The 17,310-nt window shown below is 60.6% G+C and carries 14 protein-coding genes; 5 read left to right on the forward strand and 9 right to left on the reverse strand.

Translation table 11 applies throughout. From position 1 onward, the window contains the following. Positions 1-97: 97 nt before the first annotated feature. The 4 genes from pstA to PMI32_RS11620 form a co-directional block, all read right to left on the reverse strand. Positions 98-1,768: a phosphate ABC transporter permease PstA gene (gene pstA / locus PMI32_RS11635; RefSeq protein ID WP_008030699.1), complete on the reverse strand. Its 1,671-nt coding sequence runs from the start codon at positions 1,766-1,768 to the stop codon at positions 98-100. 15 nt (positions 1,769-1,783) lie between these two features. Continuing rightward, positions 1,784-4,066 (reverse strand): ABC transporter permease family protein, encoded by a 2,283-nt coding sequence (locus PMI32_RS11630; RefSeq protein WP_008030700.1) that lies wholly within the window; start codon positions 4,064-4,066, stop codon positions 1,784-1,786. Between the two features lie 252 nt (positions 4,067-4,318). Next, positions 4,319-5,320 (reverse strand): phosphate ABC transporter substrate-binding protein PstS, encoded by a 1,002-nt coding sequence (locus PMI32_RS11625; protein WP_008030701.1) that lies wholly within the window; start codon positions 5,318-5,320, stop codon positions 4,319-4,321. Positions 5,321-5,540: 220 nt separating this feature from the next. After that, on the reverse strand, positions 5,541-6,839 hold the full coding sequence (locus PMI32_RS11620; protein ID WP_008030702.1) for an MFS transporter: 1,299 nt from the start codon (positions 6,837-6,839) through the stop codon (positions 5,541-5,543). A 361-nt stretch (positions 6,840-7,200) separates the two neighbouring features. Here PMI32_RS11620 and PMI32_RS11615 point away from each other — a divergent pair, with 361 nt between their 5' ends. Further along, a complete protein-coding gene (locus PMI32_RS11615) occupies positions 7,201-7,605 on the forward strand; it encodes an acyl-CoA thioesterase (RefSeq protein ID WP_007896491.1) in 405 nt (134 codons plus the stop codon). Positions 7,606-7,662: 57 nt separating this feature from the next. Then, entirely contained in the window at positions 7,663-8,562 is a 900-nt protein-coding gene (locus PMI32_RS11610) for a D-hexose-6-phosphate mutarotase (protein WP_008030704.1), read from the forward strand. Positions 8,563-8,682: 120 nt separating this feature from the next. Here the strand turns inward: PMI32_RS11610 and PMI32_RS11605 are convergent, their stop codons facing one another. From PMI32_RS11605 to PMI32_RS11585, 5 genes are all read right to left on the reverse strand, one after another. Continuing rightward, complete coding sequence (locus tag PMI32_RS11605) at positions 8,683-9,219, reverse strand: DUF3299 domain-containing protein (protein ID WP_008030706.1); 537 nt, start codon at positions 9,217-9,219, stop codon at positions 8,683-8,685. Between the two features lie 87 nt (positions 9,220-9,306). Beyond that, positions 9,307-9,552 (reverse strand): GlsB/YeaQ/YmgE family stress response membrane protein, encoded by a 246-nt coding sequence (locus PMI32_RS11600; protein WP_008030708.1) that lies wholly within the window; start codon positions 9,550-9,552, stop codon positions 9,307-9,309. Positions 9,553-9,662: 110 nt separating this feature from the next. After that, positions 9,663-10,745 (reverse strand): 5-(carboxyamino)imidazole ribonucleotide synthase, encoded by a 1,083-nt coding sequence (locus PMI32_RS11595; RefSeq protein WP_008030711.1) that lies wholly within the window; start codon positions 10,743-10,745, stop codon positions 9,663-9,665. Between the two features lie 11 nt (positions 10,746-10,756). Continuing rightward, positions 10,757-11,248 carry a 5-(carboxyamino)imidazole ribonucleotide mutase gene (gene purE / locus PMI32_RS11590; RefSeq protein WP_008030713.1) on the reverse strand — a complete coding sequence of 164 codons (492 nt, stop codon included), beginning with the start codon at positions 11,246-11,248 and terminating at the stop codon, positions 10,757-10,759. A gap of 298 nt (positions 11,249-11,546) precedes the next feature. Beyond that, the gene (locus tag PMI32_RS11585) at positions 11,547-12,464 is read right to left on the reverse strand and encodes a LysR substrate-binding domain-containing protein (RefSeq protein WP_008030714.1); all 918 of its coding nucleotides are present in this window, start codon (positions 12,462-12,464) and stop codon (positions 11,547-11,549) included. 180 nt (positions 12,465-12,644) lie between these two features. Between PMI32_RS11585 and aspA the strand changes: the two genes are divergently transcribed. The 3 genes from aspA (at position 12,645) to PMI32_RS11570 (ending at position 17,180) form a co-directional block, all read left to right on the forward strand. After that, positions 12,645-14,069: an aspartate ammonia-lyase gene (aspA, locus tag PMI32_RS11580; protein WP_008030715.1), complete on the forward strand. Its 1,425-nt coding sequence runs from the start codon at positions 12,645-12,647 to the stop codon at positions 14,067-14,069. A gap of 513 nt (positions 14,070-14,582) precedes the next feature. After that, entirely contained in the window at positions 14,583-16,034 is a 1,452-nt protein-coding gene (locus PMI32_RS11575) for an alanine/glycine:cation symporter family protein (RefSeq protein ID WP_008030716.1), read from the forward strand. A gap of 141 nt (positions 16,035-16,175) precedes the next feature. Beyond that, the gene (locus PMI32_RS11570) at positions 16,176-17,180 is read left to right on the forward strand and encodes an asparaginase (RefSeq protein ID WP_008030717.1); all 1,005 of its coding nucleotides are present in this window, start codon (positions 16,176-16,178) and stop codon (positions 17,178-17,180) included. Positions 17,181-17,310: the final 130 nt, after the last annotated feature.

Genomic DNA, 17,310 nt, shown 5'->3' on the forward strand with positions numbered 1-17,310 from the left:
TCTTTTGTAGGAGCCGGCTTGCTGGCGATGCAGGCAACTCGGTCCCGCAGTCTCACCGCGGTGATGCCATCGCCAGCAAGCCGGCTCCTACAGTTGATTAGCTATCCAGCGCTTTGTATTTCTCGCGCAGGTGGTTACGGATATAAACGGCCGACAGGTTCAATGTCGCGATCACCAGCACCAGCAGCAACGCGGTGGCGTACACCAGCGGTCGTGCGGCTTCGACGTTCGGGCTCTGGAAGCCGACGTCATAAATATGGAAGCCCAAGTGCATGATCTTCTGGTCAAGGTGCAGGTACGGGTAGTTGCCATCCAGCGGCAGCGACGGCGCCAGTTTCACCACACCCACCAGCATCAGCGGCGCCACTTCACCGGCGGCGCGAGCCACGGCGAGGATCATGCCAGTCATCATTGCCGGGCTGGCCATCGGCAGCACGATCTTCCACAGGGTTTCCGCCTTGGTCGCGCCGAGGGCCAACGAGCCTTCACGCACGGTGCGAGGAATCCGCGCCAGGCCTTCTTCGGTGGCTACGATCACCACCGGCACCGCCAGCAGCGCCAGGGTCAACGAAGCCCAGAGCAGACCCGGCGTACCGAAGGTCGGTGCCGGCAGCGCTTCTGGGAAGAACAACCGGTCGACCGAGCCGCCCAGCACGTAAACGAAGAAGCCCAGACCGAACACGCCATAAACGATCGCCGGAACGCCCGCCAGGTTGTTCACGGCGATGCGGATAATCCGCGTCAGCGTGTTCTGCTTGGCGTATTCACGCAGGTAAACCGCCGCCAGTACGCCGAACGGGGTCACGATCATCGCCATGATCAGGGTCATCATCACGGTGCCGAAGATGGCCGGGAAAATCCCGCCCTCGGTGTTCGCTTCACGCGGGTCGTCGCTGAGGAATTCCCAGACCTTGCTGAAGTAGAAACCGATCTTGGTCATCGTGCCCATGGCGTTCGGCTGATAGGCGTGAACCACTTTGCCGATGCCGATTTCAATCTCTTTGCCGTTGGCGTCGCGGGCCGTCAGGCTGTCGCGATTGAACTGGGCGTGCAGGTCGTTCAGGCGTGCTTCGATGTCCTGATAACGTGCGTTCAGCTCGGCGCGCTCGGATTCCATGTCCGCTTGCGCGGTGGCATCGAGCTTACCGGCCAGTTCCAGTTTGCGACCGTGCAGACGGATGCGTTCGAGGCCTGAGTTGATCGCGCCGATGTCGACTTTTTCCAGGGTCTTGAGCTGAGAGGCGAGCTGGTTGACGCGGGCCACACGGGCCTGCAACTCAGGCCACGCGGCTTCGCCTTCGGCGATGACCTTGCCATCCTGTTTGACGTTGACCAGGTAGCCGTAGAAGTTGCCCCACTCACGACGCTCGATGGCCATCAGCTCAGGTGGCGTCTTCTGGTTGGTCAGCCACTCGCCGACGATCCAGGTGAAGTCGTTGCCGTTCAAGTCACGGTTGCCGACCTTGATCAGCTCGCGGGTCATGAACTCCGGGCCTTCGTCAGGCACCGGCAGCCCGGCGCTTTTCAGGCGCGCACGCGGCACTTCTTCTTTCTGTACCACTTCGCCGATGACCAGGTGATTGGCCTGGCCCGGCACGTCGTAGCTGGCGTGAATCAAATCCGCCGGCCAGAAGTGACCCAGACCGCGCACGGCAATCACCGCCAGCAGGCCAATGGTCATGATGACCGCGATGGACACCGCGCCACCGCTGATCCAGACGCCGGGGGCGCCGCTCTTGAACCATCCATTCAGGGAGTTCTGTTTCACAGACTTCTACCTTTCTTAAAGCGACGAGTATTTCTTGCGCAGACGCTGACGAATCAGTTCTGCGAGGGTGTTCATGACGAAGGTGAACAACAGCAGCACCAGCGCCGAGAGGAACAGCACGCGGTAGTGGCTGCCGCCGACTTCCGATTCGGGCATTTCCACTGCGACGTTGGCGGCCAGCGTTCGCAGACCTTCGAACAGGTTCATTTCCATGACCGGGGTGTTACCGGTGGCCATCAGCACGATCATGGTTTCACCGACCGCGCGGCCCATGCCGATCATCAGCGCCGAGAAGATGCCCGGGCTGGCGGTGAGGATTACCACGCGGGTCATGGTCTGCCACGGCGTGGCACCGAGGGCCAGGGAACCGAGGGTCAGGCCACGCGGCACGCTGAACACGGCGTCTTCGGCGATGGAGTAGATGTTCGGGATCACCGCGAAGCCCATGGCCAGCCCGACCACCAGTGCGTTGCGCTGGTCGTAGGTGATGCCCAGGTCGTGGGAGATCCACATGCGCATGTCGCCGCCGAAGAACCAGTTCTCCATGAACGGGCTCATGTACAGCGAGAGCCAGCCCACGAACAGGATCACCGGGATCAGAATCGCGCTTTCCCAACCGTCCGGCACTTTCAGGCGGATCGATTCAGGCAGGCGGCTGAAGACGAAGCCGGCCACCAGAATGCCGATCGGCAAGAGCATCAGCAGGCTGAAGATGCCCGGCAAATGCCCTTCTACATACGGTGCGAGGAACAGACCGGCGAAGAAACCGAGGATCACCGTCGGCATCGCTTCCATCAGCTCGATCACCGGCTTGACCTTGCGGCGCATGCCCGGGGCCATGAAGTACGCGGTGTAGATCGCCGCAGCGACGGCCAGTGGCGCGGCCAGCAGCATGGCGTAGAACGCGGCTTTCAGGGTGCCGAAGGTCAGCGGAGACAAACTCAGCTTCGGTTCGAAATCGGTGTTGGCGGCGGTCGATTGCCAGACGTATTTAGGCTCGTCGTAGTTCTCGTACCAGACCTTGCTCCACAGCGCGCTCCACGACACTTCCGGGTGCGGGTTGTCGAGCAGCAGCGGTTGAATCTTGCCGCCGGCTTCCACGATCACGCGGTTGGCCCGTGGCGACAGACCGAACAGGCCCTGGCCTTCCACGACCTGATCCACCAGCAAGGTGCGGTGCGCGGTGCTGTGGAATACGCCGAGCTTGCCGGATGCGTCGAGGGCGATGAAGCCTTTGCGACGCTCTTCGGCAGTGATTTCAACGATTGGCGTGGTGCCCATCTGGAAGGTGCGGATCTGCTTCAGGCGCAGTTCGCCATCCGGGTCGCGAGCCATGAACCACTGGGCCAGGCCACCTTTGGAGTCGCCGAGGATCAGCGAGATACCGCCCACCAGTTGGGTGCTGGCGGTGATCTCGGCTTCGCCGTTTTCGAGCAGCTTGTAGCGACCGTTGAGGCTCTTGTCGCGCAGGCTGAACACGTCGGCTTGCGCACGACCGTTAATCACATACAGCCACTGCTGACGCGGGTCGACGAAGATGTTCTTCACCGGCTCGGTCATCTGCGGCAGATCAATGCGTTTCTGCTCGTTGGTGATTTCGCCGGTCATCATGTTCTCTTCGCTGGTCAGCGACAGGACATTGAGTTGCGAACCGGTGGAACCGACCAGCATCAGGGTCGAATCGGTGGCATTGAGGCTGACATGCTCCAGCGCACCGCCCGCCTCGTTCAGCGCAATCGGGGTTTCGCCGTATGGATATTCGACGGCCGGCGAGATGGTCTTCTTGCCGTCCGGGTAGCTGACTTTATAGGTGTGACGGAACACCAGCGCCTGGCCATTGGAGAAGCCAACCGCCACCAATGGATGGCCCGGTTGGTCTTCGCCGATGGAGGTCACGGTAGCGCCGGCCGGAACCGGCAGATCGACGCGCTTGAGTTCAGCGCCACTGTCGATGTCGAAAAACAGTGCCTGCCCTTTGTCGGAAACCCGCATGGCGACCTGGTTCTGCTCTTCCAGGGAGATCATCAACGGCTTGCCGGCGTCCTGCATCCAGGCGGGCGTGATGGATTCCTTGGCGGTCAGGTCGGCACCCTGGAACAGGGGCAGGACGACATAGGCAAGGAAGAAGAAGATCAGCGTGATCGCGCCGAGAACGGCAAGGCCGCCAACGAGGACGTACCAGCGGGTCAGGCGATCTTTGAGCGCGCGGATGCGGCGCTTGCGTTGCAACTCAGGCGTATTGAAATCAATTCGCTTGGGGGGATTTGTAGTCATGGTGGAATTGGCCAGATCATTCATGCGCACACCCTAGCGATCCTGTATGACAGAAAGATGACAATGCAGTGACGCAACAAATCCGCCGCCAGCGGGAACTGGCAGTGGATCAAAAATTTGGGGAGGCCGGGTCGCCGGAAATGGCAACCCTGAGCCTTGTAGGAGCGAGGCTTGCCCGCGAATGGGCGTCACATTCAGTATCAATGTCGACTGACCCACCGCGTTCGCGAGCAAGCTTTGCTCCTACAGGTCCGGGATCAACCCGGACCTAAGGTTTTACTTTTTTGCGACTTCAGCGCCGCCTTCCGCAAGACCCAGGTCAGCCAGTGCTTTTGCAGCAACTTTGGCCGGCAGTGGGATGTAGCCGTCTTTCACTACAACTTCCTGGCCCTGTTTGGACAGAACCAGTTTCACGAACTCGGCTTCCAGCGGGGCCAGAGGCTTGTTCGGGGCTTTGTTGACGTAAACGTAGAGGAAACGCGACAGCGGGTATTTGCCGTTCAGGGCGTTTTCTTCGGTGTCTTCGATGAAGTCCTGGCTGCCTTTCTTGGCCAGGGCCACAGTCTTCACGCTAGCGGTCTTGTAGCCGATGCCCGAGTAACCGATGCCGTTCAGCGAGGAGCTGATCGACTGCACGACCGAAGCCGAACCTGGTTGTTCGTTGACGTTTGGCTTGTAGTCGCCTTTGCACAGGGCTTCTTCTTTGAAGTAGCCGTAGGTGCCGGATACCGAGTTACGACCGAACAGTTGAACCGGCTTGTTGGCCAGGTCGCCGGTCACACCCAGGTCACCCCAGGTTTTCACGTCGGTTTTAGCGCCGCACAGACGAGTGGACGAGAAGATCGCGTCGACTTGTTCCATGGTCAGGTGCTGGATAGGGTTGTCTTTGTGAACGAAGACGGCCAGGGCGTCCACGGCAACCGGGATAGCGGTTGGCTTGTAGCCGTACTTCTGCTCGAAGGCAGCCAGTTCGGTGTCCTTCATCTTGCGGCTCATCGGGCCCAGGTTGGAGGTGCCTTCAGTCAGCGCAGGTGGCGCAGTGGCGGAGCCAGCGGCCTGAATCTGGATGTTTACGTTCGGGTATTCTTTTTTGTAGTTCTCAGCCCACAGGGTCATGAGGTTGGCCAGGGTATCGGAGCCGACGCTGGACAGGTTGCCCGACACACCAGTGGTCTTGGTGTAGCTCGGGATAGCAGGGTCAACAGCGGCGAACGCGTTGGCAGTCGCAACGCCAGCAGCGACAAAAGTCATTGCCGCCATCAAACGCTTCAGTTTCATGCCTTACTCCTAGCAGATAGAGTGTGTTAGTCGGGGCCAAGTATCAGCAGGCCGTGTGAACACTCTATGGCTGAAATATGACAATTGGATGAAAGGCCAGTATTCCGTGTTTCAAAGTGATTCCGCGTTATCGTTCATCGCCGGCAAGCCGGCTCCTACAAGGGTTGTGTAACGACAACGATCAACTGTAGGAGCCGGCTTGCCGGCGATGGGGCCTGTACTAGCGACCCTTCTTCCAGAGATAACCGCCAACCACAATCCCGACGCCACAAATGATCGCCACGTAATACGCAGGCCCCATCGGGCTTTCCTTCAGCAGCAACGTCACCACCATCGGCGTCAGGCCACCGAAAATCGCATAGGCCAGGTTGTAGGAGAACGACAGCCCGCTGAAGCGCACCACTGCTGGAAAGGCTTTGACCATCACGTACGGCACCGCACCAATGGTGCCGACCAACAGACCGGTCAGGGAATACATCGGGAACAGCCAGTCCGGGTGGTTGAACAGGCTGTGATAGAAGGTCCACGAACTGATCAGCAGCGCGGCACTGCCGAACACGAACACCCGGCCCGCGCCGAAGCGGTCAGCCAATGCGCCGGAAGCCACACAACCCAGGCTCAGGAACACAATCGCCAGGCTGTTGGCCTGCAACGCGGTGGTCGGTGCGAAGTGGTAAACCGTCTGCAGCACGGTCGGGGTCATCAGGATGACCACGATGATGCCGGCGGACAGCAACCAGGTCAGCAGCATGGAAATCGCGATCGCGCCGCGATGGTCGCGCAATACGGCACGCAGCGGCACTTCTTCGGCCAGGGCCTTGCGCAGTTGCAGCTCAGCGAAAACAGGGGTTTCGTGCAGCCAGCGGCGCAGGTAAACCGAGAACAGGCCAAACACGCCACCGAGCAGGAACGGGATCCGCCAGGCGTAATCGGACACTTCCACCGGGGTGTAAATGCTGTTGATCGCGGTGGCGACCAGCGAACCCAGAAGGATCCCCGCCGTCAGACCGCTCGTCAGGGTGCCGCAGGCGTAGCCGATGTGCCGCTGCGGCACGTGTTCGGAAACGAAGACCCACGCGCCGGGCACTTCACCGCCAATCGCTGCGCCCTGAATCACGCGCATCAGCAGCAACAGGATCGGTGCCCACATGCCGATTTGCGCGTACGTTGGCAGCAAACCCATGATCAGGGTCGGCACCGCCATCATGAAAATACTCAGGGTGAACATCTTCTTGCGACCCAGCAGGTCGCCGAAGTGCGCCATCACAATGCCGCCCAGCGGACGCGCCAGGTAACCGGCGGCGAAGATGCCGAAGGTCTGCATCAGGCGCAGCCACTCGGGCATGTCGGCCGGGAAGAACAGCTTGCCGACCACCGTGGCGAAAAACACGAAGATGATGAAGTCGTAGAACTCCAGCGCACCGCCAAGGGCGGACAGCGATAAAGTCTTGTAGTCATTGCGGGTCAACGGACGTGCGGGCTGGGTCGGCTGCGCGATGCTCGAGGGCGCTGTGGTCATGGCAAGGCTTCTCTTATAGTCGGATCTGCAACCTCAACAACGCTGGCGGAGGCTTGGGCAGGTCCGGCACGATAGCAAATTGTTCGAAAAAGCACATAGAGGTGCGTATTTGACGGTCAAAATGAGAACCGGACGGTCGTCTCGGAGTCTACCGACCGATATACTCGGGATCTTGCAACAGTTTGAAAGGGTTGCTGTGCGAAGACGCTGCTGGCCTACCAGTCGATTTCGCAGAGTTTCCCTTTAGGCGCCTTACGAAAAACGTGACGAACGTAGTATGTTCGGGGCTGAATCGTTTTTTCTGAGACGGCTATTCACCTGAAGTACCAATGAAGAGTCACGGGTCAGAGGCACCCCCGGAATGATAGAGCTCGAACAAGAAGATCCAATCCCGCAAGGCGACCTGGCCCTGCAAATCACCGCGCTTCCGCGTGAAACCAACGGTTTCGGCGATATTTTCGGCGGCTGGCTGGTGGCGCAGATGGATTTGGCCGGCACCGCAATGGCCAGCAAAGTCGCGGGCGGACGCGTGGCGACCGTGGCGATCGACCGTATGGCGTTCCTGGTTCCGGTGGCGGTGGGCGCTCAGCTCTCCTTCTATACCCAGGCGCTGGAAATCGGCCGCAGCTCGATTCAGATGATGGTCGAGGTCTGGAGCGACGACCCACTGTCCAGCGAGTGGCGTAAAGTGACTGAAGCCGTGTTTGTGTTCGTGGCCATCGACGGCAGCGGTCGCACTCGTTCGGTTCCGCCACGCGCACGTTAAACACGGCGAGCGTTTTGCGGTCCATTGCAGTCATTGTTCCTGATCGAGAATTGCCCCATGAGCACGCCCAACGTTGAAGCCGTGAAGCTGGATGAACTGAACTGCTGGCGCATCCGCCACGGTCAGGCCGAATTGCTGGTCGCCCAGCAAGGTGCGCACATCCTCAGTTATCAATTGGCCGGCCAACCGCCGCTGATCTGGCTCAACGATGAGGCTGTGTTCAAGACCGGCAAGAACATCCGCGCCGGCGTGCCGGTGTGCTGGCCATGGTTCGGCAACCTTGCGCGCAACCCGCAAAGCGTTCAGGCGATGCGCGTCAGCAACGAACCGCCGAGTGCCCACGGTTTTGTACGGGCGATGGACTGGGAACTGGGCGGCATCGAAACCGAAGGTGAAAGCCTGAAGGTTGAATTCGTCCTGCCCTACCCCGATGGCGGCTTCCCCGGCTGGCCGCATCAGGTGGATTTGAAGTTGAGCATTCGTCTGGATGAGCAACTGCACATCAGCCTGACCAGCCACAACCAGGGCTCGGAAAAAGTCACGATCAGCCAGGCGCTGCACAGCTATTTCGCGGTCAGCGATGTGCGCAATGTGCATGTTGATGGGCTGGATGGCTTGAAGTACATCGAGACGCTGGAAGACTGGAAAACCAAGACTCAGACCAGCGACCTGCGTTTTGCCGGCGAGACCGATCGCATCTACCTCAATACCCCGGCGAAGCTGAGCATTGTCGACCCGGCCTGGGAACGGCGTATCGAGCTGACCAGCAGCGGTTCACGCTCGGCGGTGATCTGGAACCCGTGGATTGATCGCGCGGCGGCGTTCAGCGACATGGCCGATGATGGCTGGCAACGGATGCTGTGCATCGAGACGGCGAATGTAATGGATGATGTGGTGACGTTGGCACCGGGTGCGAGTCATACCCTCGGCGTAAGCATCGCCAGCGCACCGCTATAAGCAACACCGCAAAACCAAATGTGGGAGCGAGCCTGCTCGCGAATGCGTCGTGTCAGACACCATTGATGTTAACTGACACACCGCTTTCGCGAGCAGGCTCGCTCCCACAGTTTTGACCGCCTACAAATCCGATTCCTTTACCACCCGCACTTGCGCCGCATCCAGCGCATACGCTGCATCAGCCAGGTCGTTGTTGACCTTCTCGATCTTCAACGTGCCGGTCACCCACAGCGGCGTGTAGATATCATTGAGCTTCAACCCTTTCGGATAACGCACCAGCACCAACTGGTTAGGCGGCGGTGGCGGCACGTGGATGCAGGCGCCCGGATACGGTACGAGGAAGAACAGCGTGCTGCGGCCCTTGGCGTCAGACTCCAGCGGCACCGGATAACCGCCGATGCGGATGTTCTTGTCGTTCATCGACGCCACGGTCTTGGTCGAGTACATCACCGCCGGCAAGCCCTTGCTCTGCTTCATGCCACCCTTTTCGGTAAAGGTGCCATTGGCTTCGGGGGAGTTGTGATCGATTTCGGGCATGGCCTCGAGGGCTTTCTGGTCCGACTTGGGCATCAGTTCGAGCCAGTCGGTTTCCGGCAGTTCGCCGGCATGGGCAAGGCCCGAACCCAGTAAAAGGACAGTCAATAGAAGACGGCGCATGGAGGTGCTCGGTAAAGGAAGGACGATAAGTCGCCGAGCATTCTAGTCCTCTCGGACTGCGCAGCCGAGAGGACTTTGTCGCCTGAATCAGTTCTTTTTGATCAAGCCGTAGATCACCAGCAACACCACGGCACCGACCAGCGCACCGATGAAGCCCGCGCCTTGACCGGCCTGGTAGATGCCCAGGGCCTGACCGCCGTAAGTGGCCGCCAGCGAACCGCCGATACCGAGCAGGATGGTCATGATCCAGCCCATGCTGTCATCGCCCGGTTTCAGGAACCGCGCCAGCAGGCCAACGATCAAGCCGATAAAGATGGTTCCGATAATTCCCATGGCATTTCCCTCTGATTGAATGGCTATGCGAAAGCCTAGTCAGACTTTGGCATCCTGCCATGAGAGAACGGCGGCCCCTGAATGGTTCCGCCGCTGCCACATGAAACTATTTATTCGGCGATGAGGGCTTCGACCTTGAGGATCTGTGCCGCCAGCGTCTCGCGGTCCGCGCAACGCAGGTTGGCGTGACCGACCTTGCGGCCGACCTTGAACGCCTTGCCGTAGTGATGCAGATGGCAATCGGCGATGGCCAGGACCTTCTCGGTGTCCGGCACTTTACCGATGAAGTTGAGCATCGCGCTCTCGCCGACCTTGGCGGTCGAACCCAACGGCAGGCCGGCTACGGCGCGCAGGTGGTTTTCGAACTGGCTGCACTCGGCGCCTTCAGTGGTCCAGTGCCCGGAGTTGTGCACGCGCGGGGCGATCTCGTTGGCCTTGAGGCCACCGTCGACTTCAAAGAACTCGAACGCCATCACGCCAACGTAGTTCAACTGCTTGAGCACACGGCTGGAGTAATCTTCGGCCAAGGCTTGCAGCGGGTGGTCGGTGCTGGCCACGGACAGCTTGAGGATGCCGCTGTCGTGGGTGTTGTGAACCAGCGGGTAGAACTTCGTTTCGCCATCGCGGGCGCGCACGGCGATCAGCGACACTTCGCCGGTGAACGGCACGAAGCCTTCCAGCAGGCAGGCAACGCTGCCCAGCTCAGCGAAGGTACCCACCACGTCTTCAGCGGTGCGCAGGACTTTCTGGCCCTTGCCGTCGTAACCCAGAGTGCGGGTTTTCAGCACGGCCGGCAGACCGATGGAGGCCACGGCGGCGTCCAGATCGGCTTGCGACTGGATGTCGGCGAACGCCGGGGTCGGAATCCCCAGGTCCTTGAACATGCTCTTCTCGAACCAGCGGTCACGGGCGATGCGCAGGGCTTCGGCGCTCGGGTAGACCGGAACGAATTGCGACAGGAACGCCACGGTTTCAGCCGGGACGCTCTCGAACTCGAAGGTCACCAGATCGACTTCATCGGCCAGTTGGCGCAGGTGATCCTGATCGCCGTAATCGGCCCGCAGGTGTTCGCCCAACGCGGCTGCGCAAGCATCCGGCGCGGGGTCCAGGAAAGCGAAATTCATGCCCAGCGGAGTGCCCGCCAGCGCCAACATGCGACCCAACTGGCCGCCACCGATTACACCGATCTTCATCGTCAACAACCTCAGGCGATGCGTGGGTCTGGATTGTCCAGGACGCTGTCTGTCTGCTCAGCGCGGAAAGTCTTCAGCACTTCGTGGAACTGCGGGTGCTTGGCGCCGAGGATGCTCGCCGACAGCAGCGCGGCGTTGATCGCGCCGGCCTTGCCGATGGCCAAAGTGGCAACCGGAATGCCTGCTGGCATTTGCACGATAGACAGCAGCGAATCGACGCCCGAGAGCATCGCCGACTGCACCGGCACGCCCAGCACCGGCAGGTGGGTCTTGGCCGCACACATGCCTGGCAAGTGGGCCGCGCCACCGGCACCGGCGATGATCACCTCGATGCCACGCGCCTCGGCCTCTTCGGCGTACTGGAACAGCAGGTCCGGGGTGCGGTGGGCAGAGACCACTTTCACCTCGTAAGGGATGCCGAGCTTTTCCAGCATATCGGCGGTGTGGCTAAGGGTGGACCAATCGGACTTGGAGCCCATGATCACGCCAACCAGTGCACTCATCGTCGTGCCTCTTCTCTCTGGGCGCCCGCAGGCGCGTCAAAAAACAACAAGCCACGCAAAATGCGTGGCTTGATTGTACGAAAAATGGCCGGACGAACCGGCCGAAGGCCGCGCAGTATACCTCAATGAAGCAGATAAACAGCCCCCGATGCGACCATCTGTCATACAGCGCAAAACCCCGGTTTTATTGACTCGAAGGTCAATCCCCAATCCCTTGTAGGAGCCAGCTTGCTGGCGATCAATGCGACGCGGTTTTTACTGACACACCGCGTTGTCTGGATCGCCGGCAAGCCGGCTCCTACAGTCCGGTGGGGGTCTGGGCGGCGCCGCCTTCGAGTTTGCGCCACAACAACCGCACGTTGGCCTTGCGCACCAGTGCGCAGCGGTACAGGCGAATTTCCAGCGGCACATGCCATTGCGGGCCACCGCAGACCACCAGCTCACCGCGCGCCAGTTCGGCACGCACACTCAGTTGCGGCACCCAGGCGATGCCCAACCCTTCCAGCGCCATGCTTTTCAGGCTGTCGGCCATAGCGGTTTCATACACCGTGGTAAACCGCAGCGCACGCTGGCGCAGCAAGCCGTTCACCGAACGGCCGAGAAAGGCGCCGGCGCTGTAGGCGAGCAACGGAACGCTGGCTTCGCCTTCCAGATCGAACAGCGGCTTGCCGTCGGCATCTGCTGCGCACACCGGCAACATTTCCGTGTGTCCAAGGTGCAGCGACGGGAAAATTTCCGGGTCCATCTGCATCGCGGCGTCCGGGTCGTAGAAGGCCAACATCAAATCGCAACCGCCTTCGCGCAAGGCATGCACCGCGTCGCCAACGTTGGTCGCCACCAACCGCGTGGCGATGTTCAGCCCTTCATTACGCAATTGCGCGATCCAGCGCGGAAAGAAACCCAAAGCCAACGAGTGAGCCGCCGCGACTTGCATCACTTCGCCCTGCCCGCCTTCCAGGTGATGAAGATGGCGCAGCACTTCGCCGAGCTGTTCGACCACGGTCCGCGCGGTGACGAGGAACAACTGCCCCGCCGCCGTCAGCTCGATCGGCGTGCGCGAACGATTGACCAGTTGCAGCCCCAGCGCGGCCTCAAGGCTGCGGATCCGTCGGCTGAACGCCGGCTGCGTCACGAAGCGGCGTTCGGCAGCCTGGGAGAAGCTGCGGGTGGCGGCCAGAGCACTAAAGTCCTCAAGCCATTTGCTTTCCAGATTCATCAAGTCCTCCCGGACACGCACCAATTTAGGTCACACGTTCGCCGCAGACACGGCGTCACACGGGCATTATGCCGAATATGCATAGGCCAGTGTTTAACAGCATTGGCCGAAAATTCTCTACAAGCCTAGCATTTGCGGTGTTCCGGCACAGACCGGGTCCATATTGAGATGATTTCTATCATGTCCTCCGCTGCATCATTCCGCACAGAAAATGACCTGCTTGGCGCTCTCGAAGTACCGGCTCAAGCGTATTACGGTATCCAGACCCTGCGAGCGGTGAATAACTTCCGCCTTTCGGGCGTTCCGATTTCGCACTACCCGAAACTGGTTGTCGGCCTGGCCATGGTTAAACAGGCCGCTGCTGACGCCAACCGTGAGTTGGGTCACCTGAGCGAAGCCAAGCACGCTGCCATCAGCGAAGCCTGTGCACGTTTGATCCGCGGCGACTTCCACGAAGAGTTCGTGGTGGACATGATTCAAGGCGGCGCTGGCACTTCGACCAACATGAATGCCAACGAAGTCATCGCCAACATCGCGCTGGAGGCCATGGGTCACCAGAAAGGCGAATACCAGTACCTGCACCCGAACGACGACGTGAACATGGCGCAGTCGACCAACGACGCCTACCCGACCGCGATCCGCCTGGGTCTGCTGCTGGGTCACGACGCTCTGCTGGCCAGCCTCGACAGCCTGATTCAGGCGTTCGCGGCCAAGGGTCAAGAATTCAACCACGTCCTGAAGATGGGTCGTACCCAGCTGCAAGACGCCGTGCCGATGACCCTGGGTCAAGAGTTCCGTGCTTTCGCCACCACGATGGGCGAAGACCTGGCCCGTCTGAAGACGCTGGCCCCGGAACTGCTGACCGAAGTGAACCTGGGCGGCACCGCGATCGGCACCGGCATCAACGCCGACCCGCGCTATCAGGCTCTGGCCGTACAGCGTCTGGCGCTGATCAGCGGTCAACCGCTGGTACCAGCCGCCGACCTGATCGAAGCCACCTCCGACATGGGCGCCTTCGTGCTGTTCTCCGGCATGCTCAAGCGTACCGCGGTCAAGCTGTCGAAGATCTGCAACGACCTGCGCCTGCTGTCCAGCGGCCCACGCACCGGCATCAACGAGATCAACCTGCCGGCGCGTCAGCCAGGCAGCTCGATCATGCCAGGCAAGGTCAACCCGGTGATCCCGGAAGCCGTGAACCAGGTTGCGTTCCAGGTCATCGGTAACGATCTGGCGCTGACCATGGCAGCCGAAGGCGGCCAACTGCAACTGAACGTGATGGAGCCGCTGATCGCTTTCAAGATCCTCGACTCGATCCGCCTGCTGCAACGCGCCATGGACATGCTGCGCGAGCACTGCATCGTCGGCATCACTGCCAACGAAGCGCGCTGCCGTGAACTGGTCGAACACTCGATCGGGCTGGTCACCGCACTGAACCCGTACATCGGCTACAAAAACGCCACCCGCATCGCCCGTATCGCCCTTGAAAGCGGCCGCGGCGTGCTGGAACTGGTGCGCGAAGAAGGCTTGCTCGACGAAGAAATGCTCGCCGACATCCTGCGCCCGGAAAACATGATTGCTCCGCGTCTGGTTCCGCTTAAAGCCTGAACCGACGCGTTACTTGTAGCACCGCTCACCAGGTCGAGGGACTAGACACCTCTCACCTTTTGAGGGCTTGGGGATTTACTCCCCAGGCCCTTTTTTTTAACTCTTTTGCAACAACTCAGAATTTGTAGGAGCGAGCCTGCTCGCGAAGATCGTTAACGATAACGCGGTTCATCTGATGCCCTGTGGTGTCCTTGCGTTTTTCGCGAGCAGGCTCGCTCCTACAAGAGCCCGGCGCCGGTAACGTCGGGTGTTTCAAAGGCTTCGTTTCACTGGATGCACCACAATCGTGCAGACGGACGGTACTGTCATCGGTATAGTGCCGCCCCTCTTCGCGTGAGCGGTCGTCGGTAACGAGGCCCAAACCCATGCGAAACCCGAACTAATAACAAACCCGCAATATGAAATCGGGACGAACCTTCGCCTCGCCTGTTGTGCCGTGCGCACAGCGGTGTAACGCGATGTTTCCGACCGTCCAGCATTTGCCTACACAAAAAAAACAGCGAGGAATAATCCATGCTCGAAGTCATTAACGACTTCCTCTCAGGGAAAGTACTGATCGTGCTCATTGTCGGGCTCGGTAGCTACTTCACGATCCGCTCGCGTTTCGTTCAATTGCGTCACTTCTTCCACATGTTCGCGGTGTTCCGCGACAGCCTCAAAAGCAGCGCCGGTCAACTCAGCTCCTTCCAGGCCCTGATGCTCAGCCTCGCCGGCCGCGTCGGTGCGGGCAACATCGCCGGTGTCGGCATTGCCGTGACCCTCGGCGGGCCAGGTGCGGTGTTCTGGATGTGGGTGACCGCACTGGTCGGCATGTCCAGCAGCTTCTTCGAATGCTCCCTCGGCCAGCTCTACAAACGCGCCGACGCCGACGGCACTTACCGTGGCGGCCCGTCCTATTACATCCAGCACGGTCTGCAGAAACGCTGGTTGGGCATGATCATGGCGTTCCTGCTGCTGATCACCTTCGGGTTTGCCTTCAACGGCCTGCAATCCCACGCCGTGACTCACTCGCTGAACAACGCGTTCGGCTTCGACACCACCTGGACCGGTCTGGCCCTGGCGGTGTTGCTGGGCCTGGTGTTCATCGGCGGGATCAAGCGCATCGCCAAGGTCGCTGACCTGCTGGTGCCGGTGAAAACCCTGGTGTACATCGGCGTGACCATCTACGTGATCGTGCTGCAATTCGACCACGTACCGGCGATGCTGATGACCATCGTCAAAAGCGCGTTCGGTCTGGACCAGGCGTTCGGCGGCCTGATCGGCAGCGCGATCGTCATGGGCGTGAAGCGTGGCGTGTTCGCCAACGAAGCAGGCCTGGGCAGTGCACCGAACGTAGCGGCCGTGGCGTCGGTTGAACACCCGGTGTCACAAGGCGTGGTTCAGGCGTTCAGCGTGTTCCTCGATACCTTTGTAATCTGCACCTGCACCGCGTTGCTGATCCTGCTCTCGGGTTTCTACACCCCGGGCTTCGAAGGCGACGGCATTGCCCTGACCCAGAACTCTCTGGCCGCCGTGGTCGGTGACTGGGGCCGGATGTTCATCTCCGTGGCACTGGCGCTGTTCGTGTTCACCTCGATTCTCTACAACTACTACCTGGGCGAGAGCAACCTGCGCTTCCTGATCGGTGAAAACCGCAAGGCGCTGATCGGCTACCGCGCGCTGGTACTGGTGTTGATTTTCTGGGGTGCGATCGAGAACCTCGGCACGGTGTTCGCGTTTGCCGACATCACCATGACCCTGCTCGCGTTCGTCAACCTGATCGCGCTGTTCCTGCTGTTCAAGGTCGGCATGCGCATCCTGCGTGACTACGATGACCAGCGCGCTGCCGGCATCAAGACCCCAGTGTTCGATTCGAGCAAGTTCCCGGACCTGGACCTGGACCTGAACGCCTGGCCAGCCAACCCGCCAGCTGCTGCCACCAAGGCTGAAGCTGAAGCGCAAGGCATACCCGCAGCGCAACGCTGATCGGTTAAAGTGCGAAAAACCCTGTAGGAGTGAGCCCGCTCGCGATGAGGGCGTGTCAGGCGACATTAATGCTGGCTGATAGACCGCTATCGCGAGCAGGCTCACTCCCACAGAGGAACTCATCGTTCTCGGAGCATCTCCATGAATTCCTCGACCTACCCTGCCGCCCAGCACGTCATGGTGCTCTACACCGGCGGCACCATCGGCATGCAAGCCAGCGAACACGGCCTGGCTCCGGCCTCCGGTTTTGAAGCGCGGATGCGTGAATACCTGCACAGCCAGCCTGAGCTGGTGGTGCCGCAGTGGCGCTTTCGCGAGATGTCGCCGCTGATCGACAGCGCCAACATGTCCCCGACCTATTGGCAGCAACTGCGTGAAGCAGTGGTCGATGCCGTCGACGTTCAGGGCTGCGACAGCGTGTTGATCCTGCACGGCACCGACACCCTCGCCTACAGCGCGGCGGCCATGAGCTTTCAATTGCTTGGTCTGAATGCGCGGGTGTGCTTCACCGGTTCGATGTTGCCGGCCGGCGTGACCGACAGCGATGCCTGGGAAAACCTCGGCGGTGCCCTGGTTGCTTTGGGCCAAGGTCTGGCGCCGGGTGTGCATCTGTACTTCCACGGCGAGCTGCTGGCGCCAACCCGCTGCGCGAAGGTGCGCAGTTTTGGTCGGCATCCGTTCAAGCGCCTGGAGCGTCAAGGCGGCGGAGCGAAGGCCCCGTCACTGCCCGCAGCGTTGAACTACAACCAGAGCAAGCAACTGGCGAAAGTCGCTGTATTGCCGCTGTTCCCCGGCATTGGCGCCGAGCAACTGGATGGCGTGCTGAACAGCGGCATTCAGGGCCTGGTGCTGGAGTGCTACGGCAGCGGCACCGGGCCGAGCGACAACCCCGAGTTTCTCGCTGCGCTTTCGCGGGCACGGGACAACGGCGTGGTGGTAGTTGCAGTGACGCAGTGCCATGAAGGTGGCGTTGAGTTGGACGTTTACGAGGCCGGCAGCCGCTTGCGTGGTGTCGGTGTATTGTCCGGTGGCGGCATGACCCGTGAGGCAGCGTTCGGCAAGTTGCATGGGTTGCTGGGTGCTGGTCTGGACACCACTGAAGTGCGCCGCCTCGTCGAACTCGACCTCTGCGGCGAACTCACCTGACCTTGTAGGAGCCGGCTTGCTGGCGATTCATGCAACGCGGTGTGCCAGGAAAACCGCGTCGACTGGATCGCCAGCAAGCCGGCTCCTACAAGTGCTCGGCATGTAATTTGCTGCGTTCCAGCCATCCCAA

Origin of the sequence: Pseudomonas sp. GM60, assembly GCF_000282415.1 — a bacterium.
Classification (GTDB): domain Bacteria; phylum Pseudomonadota; class Gammaproteobacteria; order Pseudomonadales; family Pseudomonadaceae; genus Aquipseudomonas; species Aquipseudomonas migulae.

Bases quoted from the DNA above. Each gene is read 5' to 3' on its own strand.
- PMI32_RS11630 (WP_008030700.1), bottom strand. From the start codon at position 4,066: ATGAATGATCTGGCCAATTCCACCATGACTACAAATCCCCCCAAGCGA.
- PMI32_RS11625 (WP_008030701.1), bottom strand. From the start codon at position 5,320: ATGAAACTGAAGCGTTTGATGGCGGCAATGACTTTTGTCGCTGCTGGC.
- PMI32_RS11620 (WP_008030702.1), bottom strand. From the start codon at position 6,839: ATGACCACAGCGCCCTCGAGCATCGCGCAGCCGACCCAGCCCGCACGT.
- PMI32_RS11615 (WP_007896491.1), top strand. From the start codon at position 7,201: ATGATAGAGCTCGAACAAGAAGATCCAATCCCGCAAGGCGACCTGGCC.
- PMI32_RS11610 (WP_008030704.1), top strand. From the start codon at position 7,663: ATGAGCACGCCCAACGTTGAAGCCGTGAAGCTGGATGAACTGAACTGC.
- PMI32_RS11605 (WP_008030706.1), bottom strand. From the start codon at position 9,219: ATGCGCCGTCTTCTATTGACTGTCCTTTTACTGGGTTCGGGCCTTGCC.
- PMI32_RS11600 (WP_008030708.1), bottom strand. From the start codon at position 9,552: ATGGGAATTATCGGAACCATCTTTATCGGCTTGATCGTTGGCCTGCTG.
- PMI32_RS11595 (WP_008030711.1), bottom strand. From the start codon at position 10,745: ATGAAGATCGGTGTAATCGGTGGCGGCCAGTTGGGTCGCATGTTGGCG.
- purE (WP_008030713.1), bottom strand. From the start codon at position 11,248: ATGAGTGCACTGGTTGGCGTGATCATGGGCTCCAAGTCCGATTGGTCC.
- PMI32_RS11585 (WP_008030714.1), bottom strand. From the start codon at position 12,464: ATGAATCTGGAAAGCAAATGGCTTGAGGACTTTAGTGCTCTGGCCGCC.
- aspA (WP_008030715.1), top strand. From the start codon at position 12,645: ATGTCCTCCGCTGCATCATTCCGCACAGAAAATGACCTGCTTGGCGCT.
- PMI32_RS11575 (WP_008030716.1), top strand. From the start codon at position 14,583: ATGCTCGAAGTCATTAACGACTTCCTCTCAGGGAAAGTACTGATCGTG.
- PMI32_RS11570 (WP_008030717.1), top strand. From the start codon at position 16,176: ATGAATTCCTCGACCTACCCTGCCGCCCAGCACGTCATGGTGCTCTAC.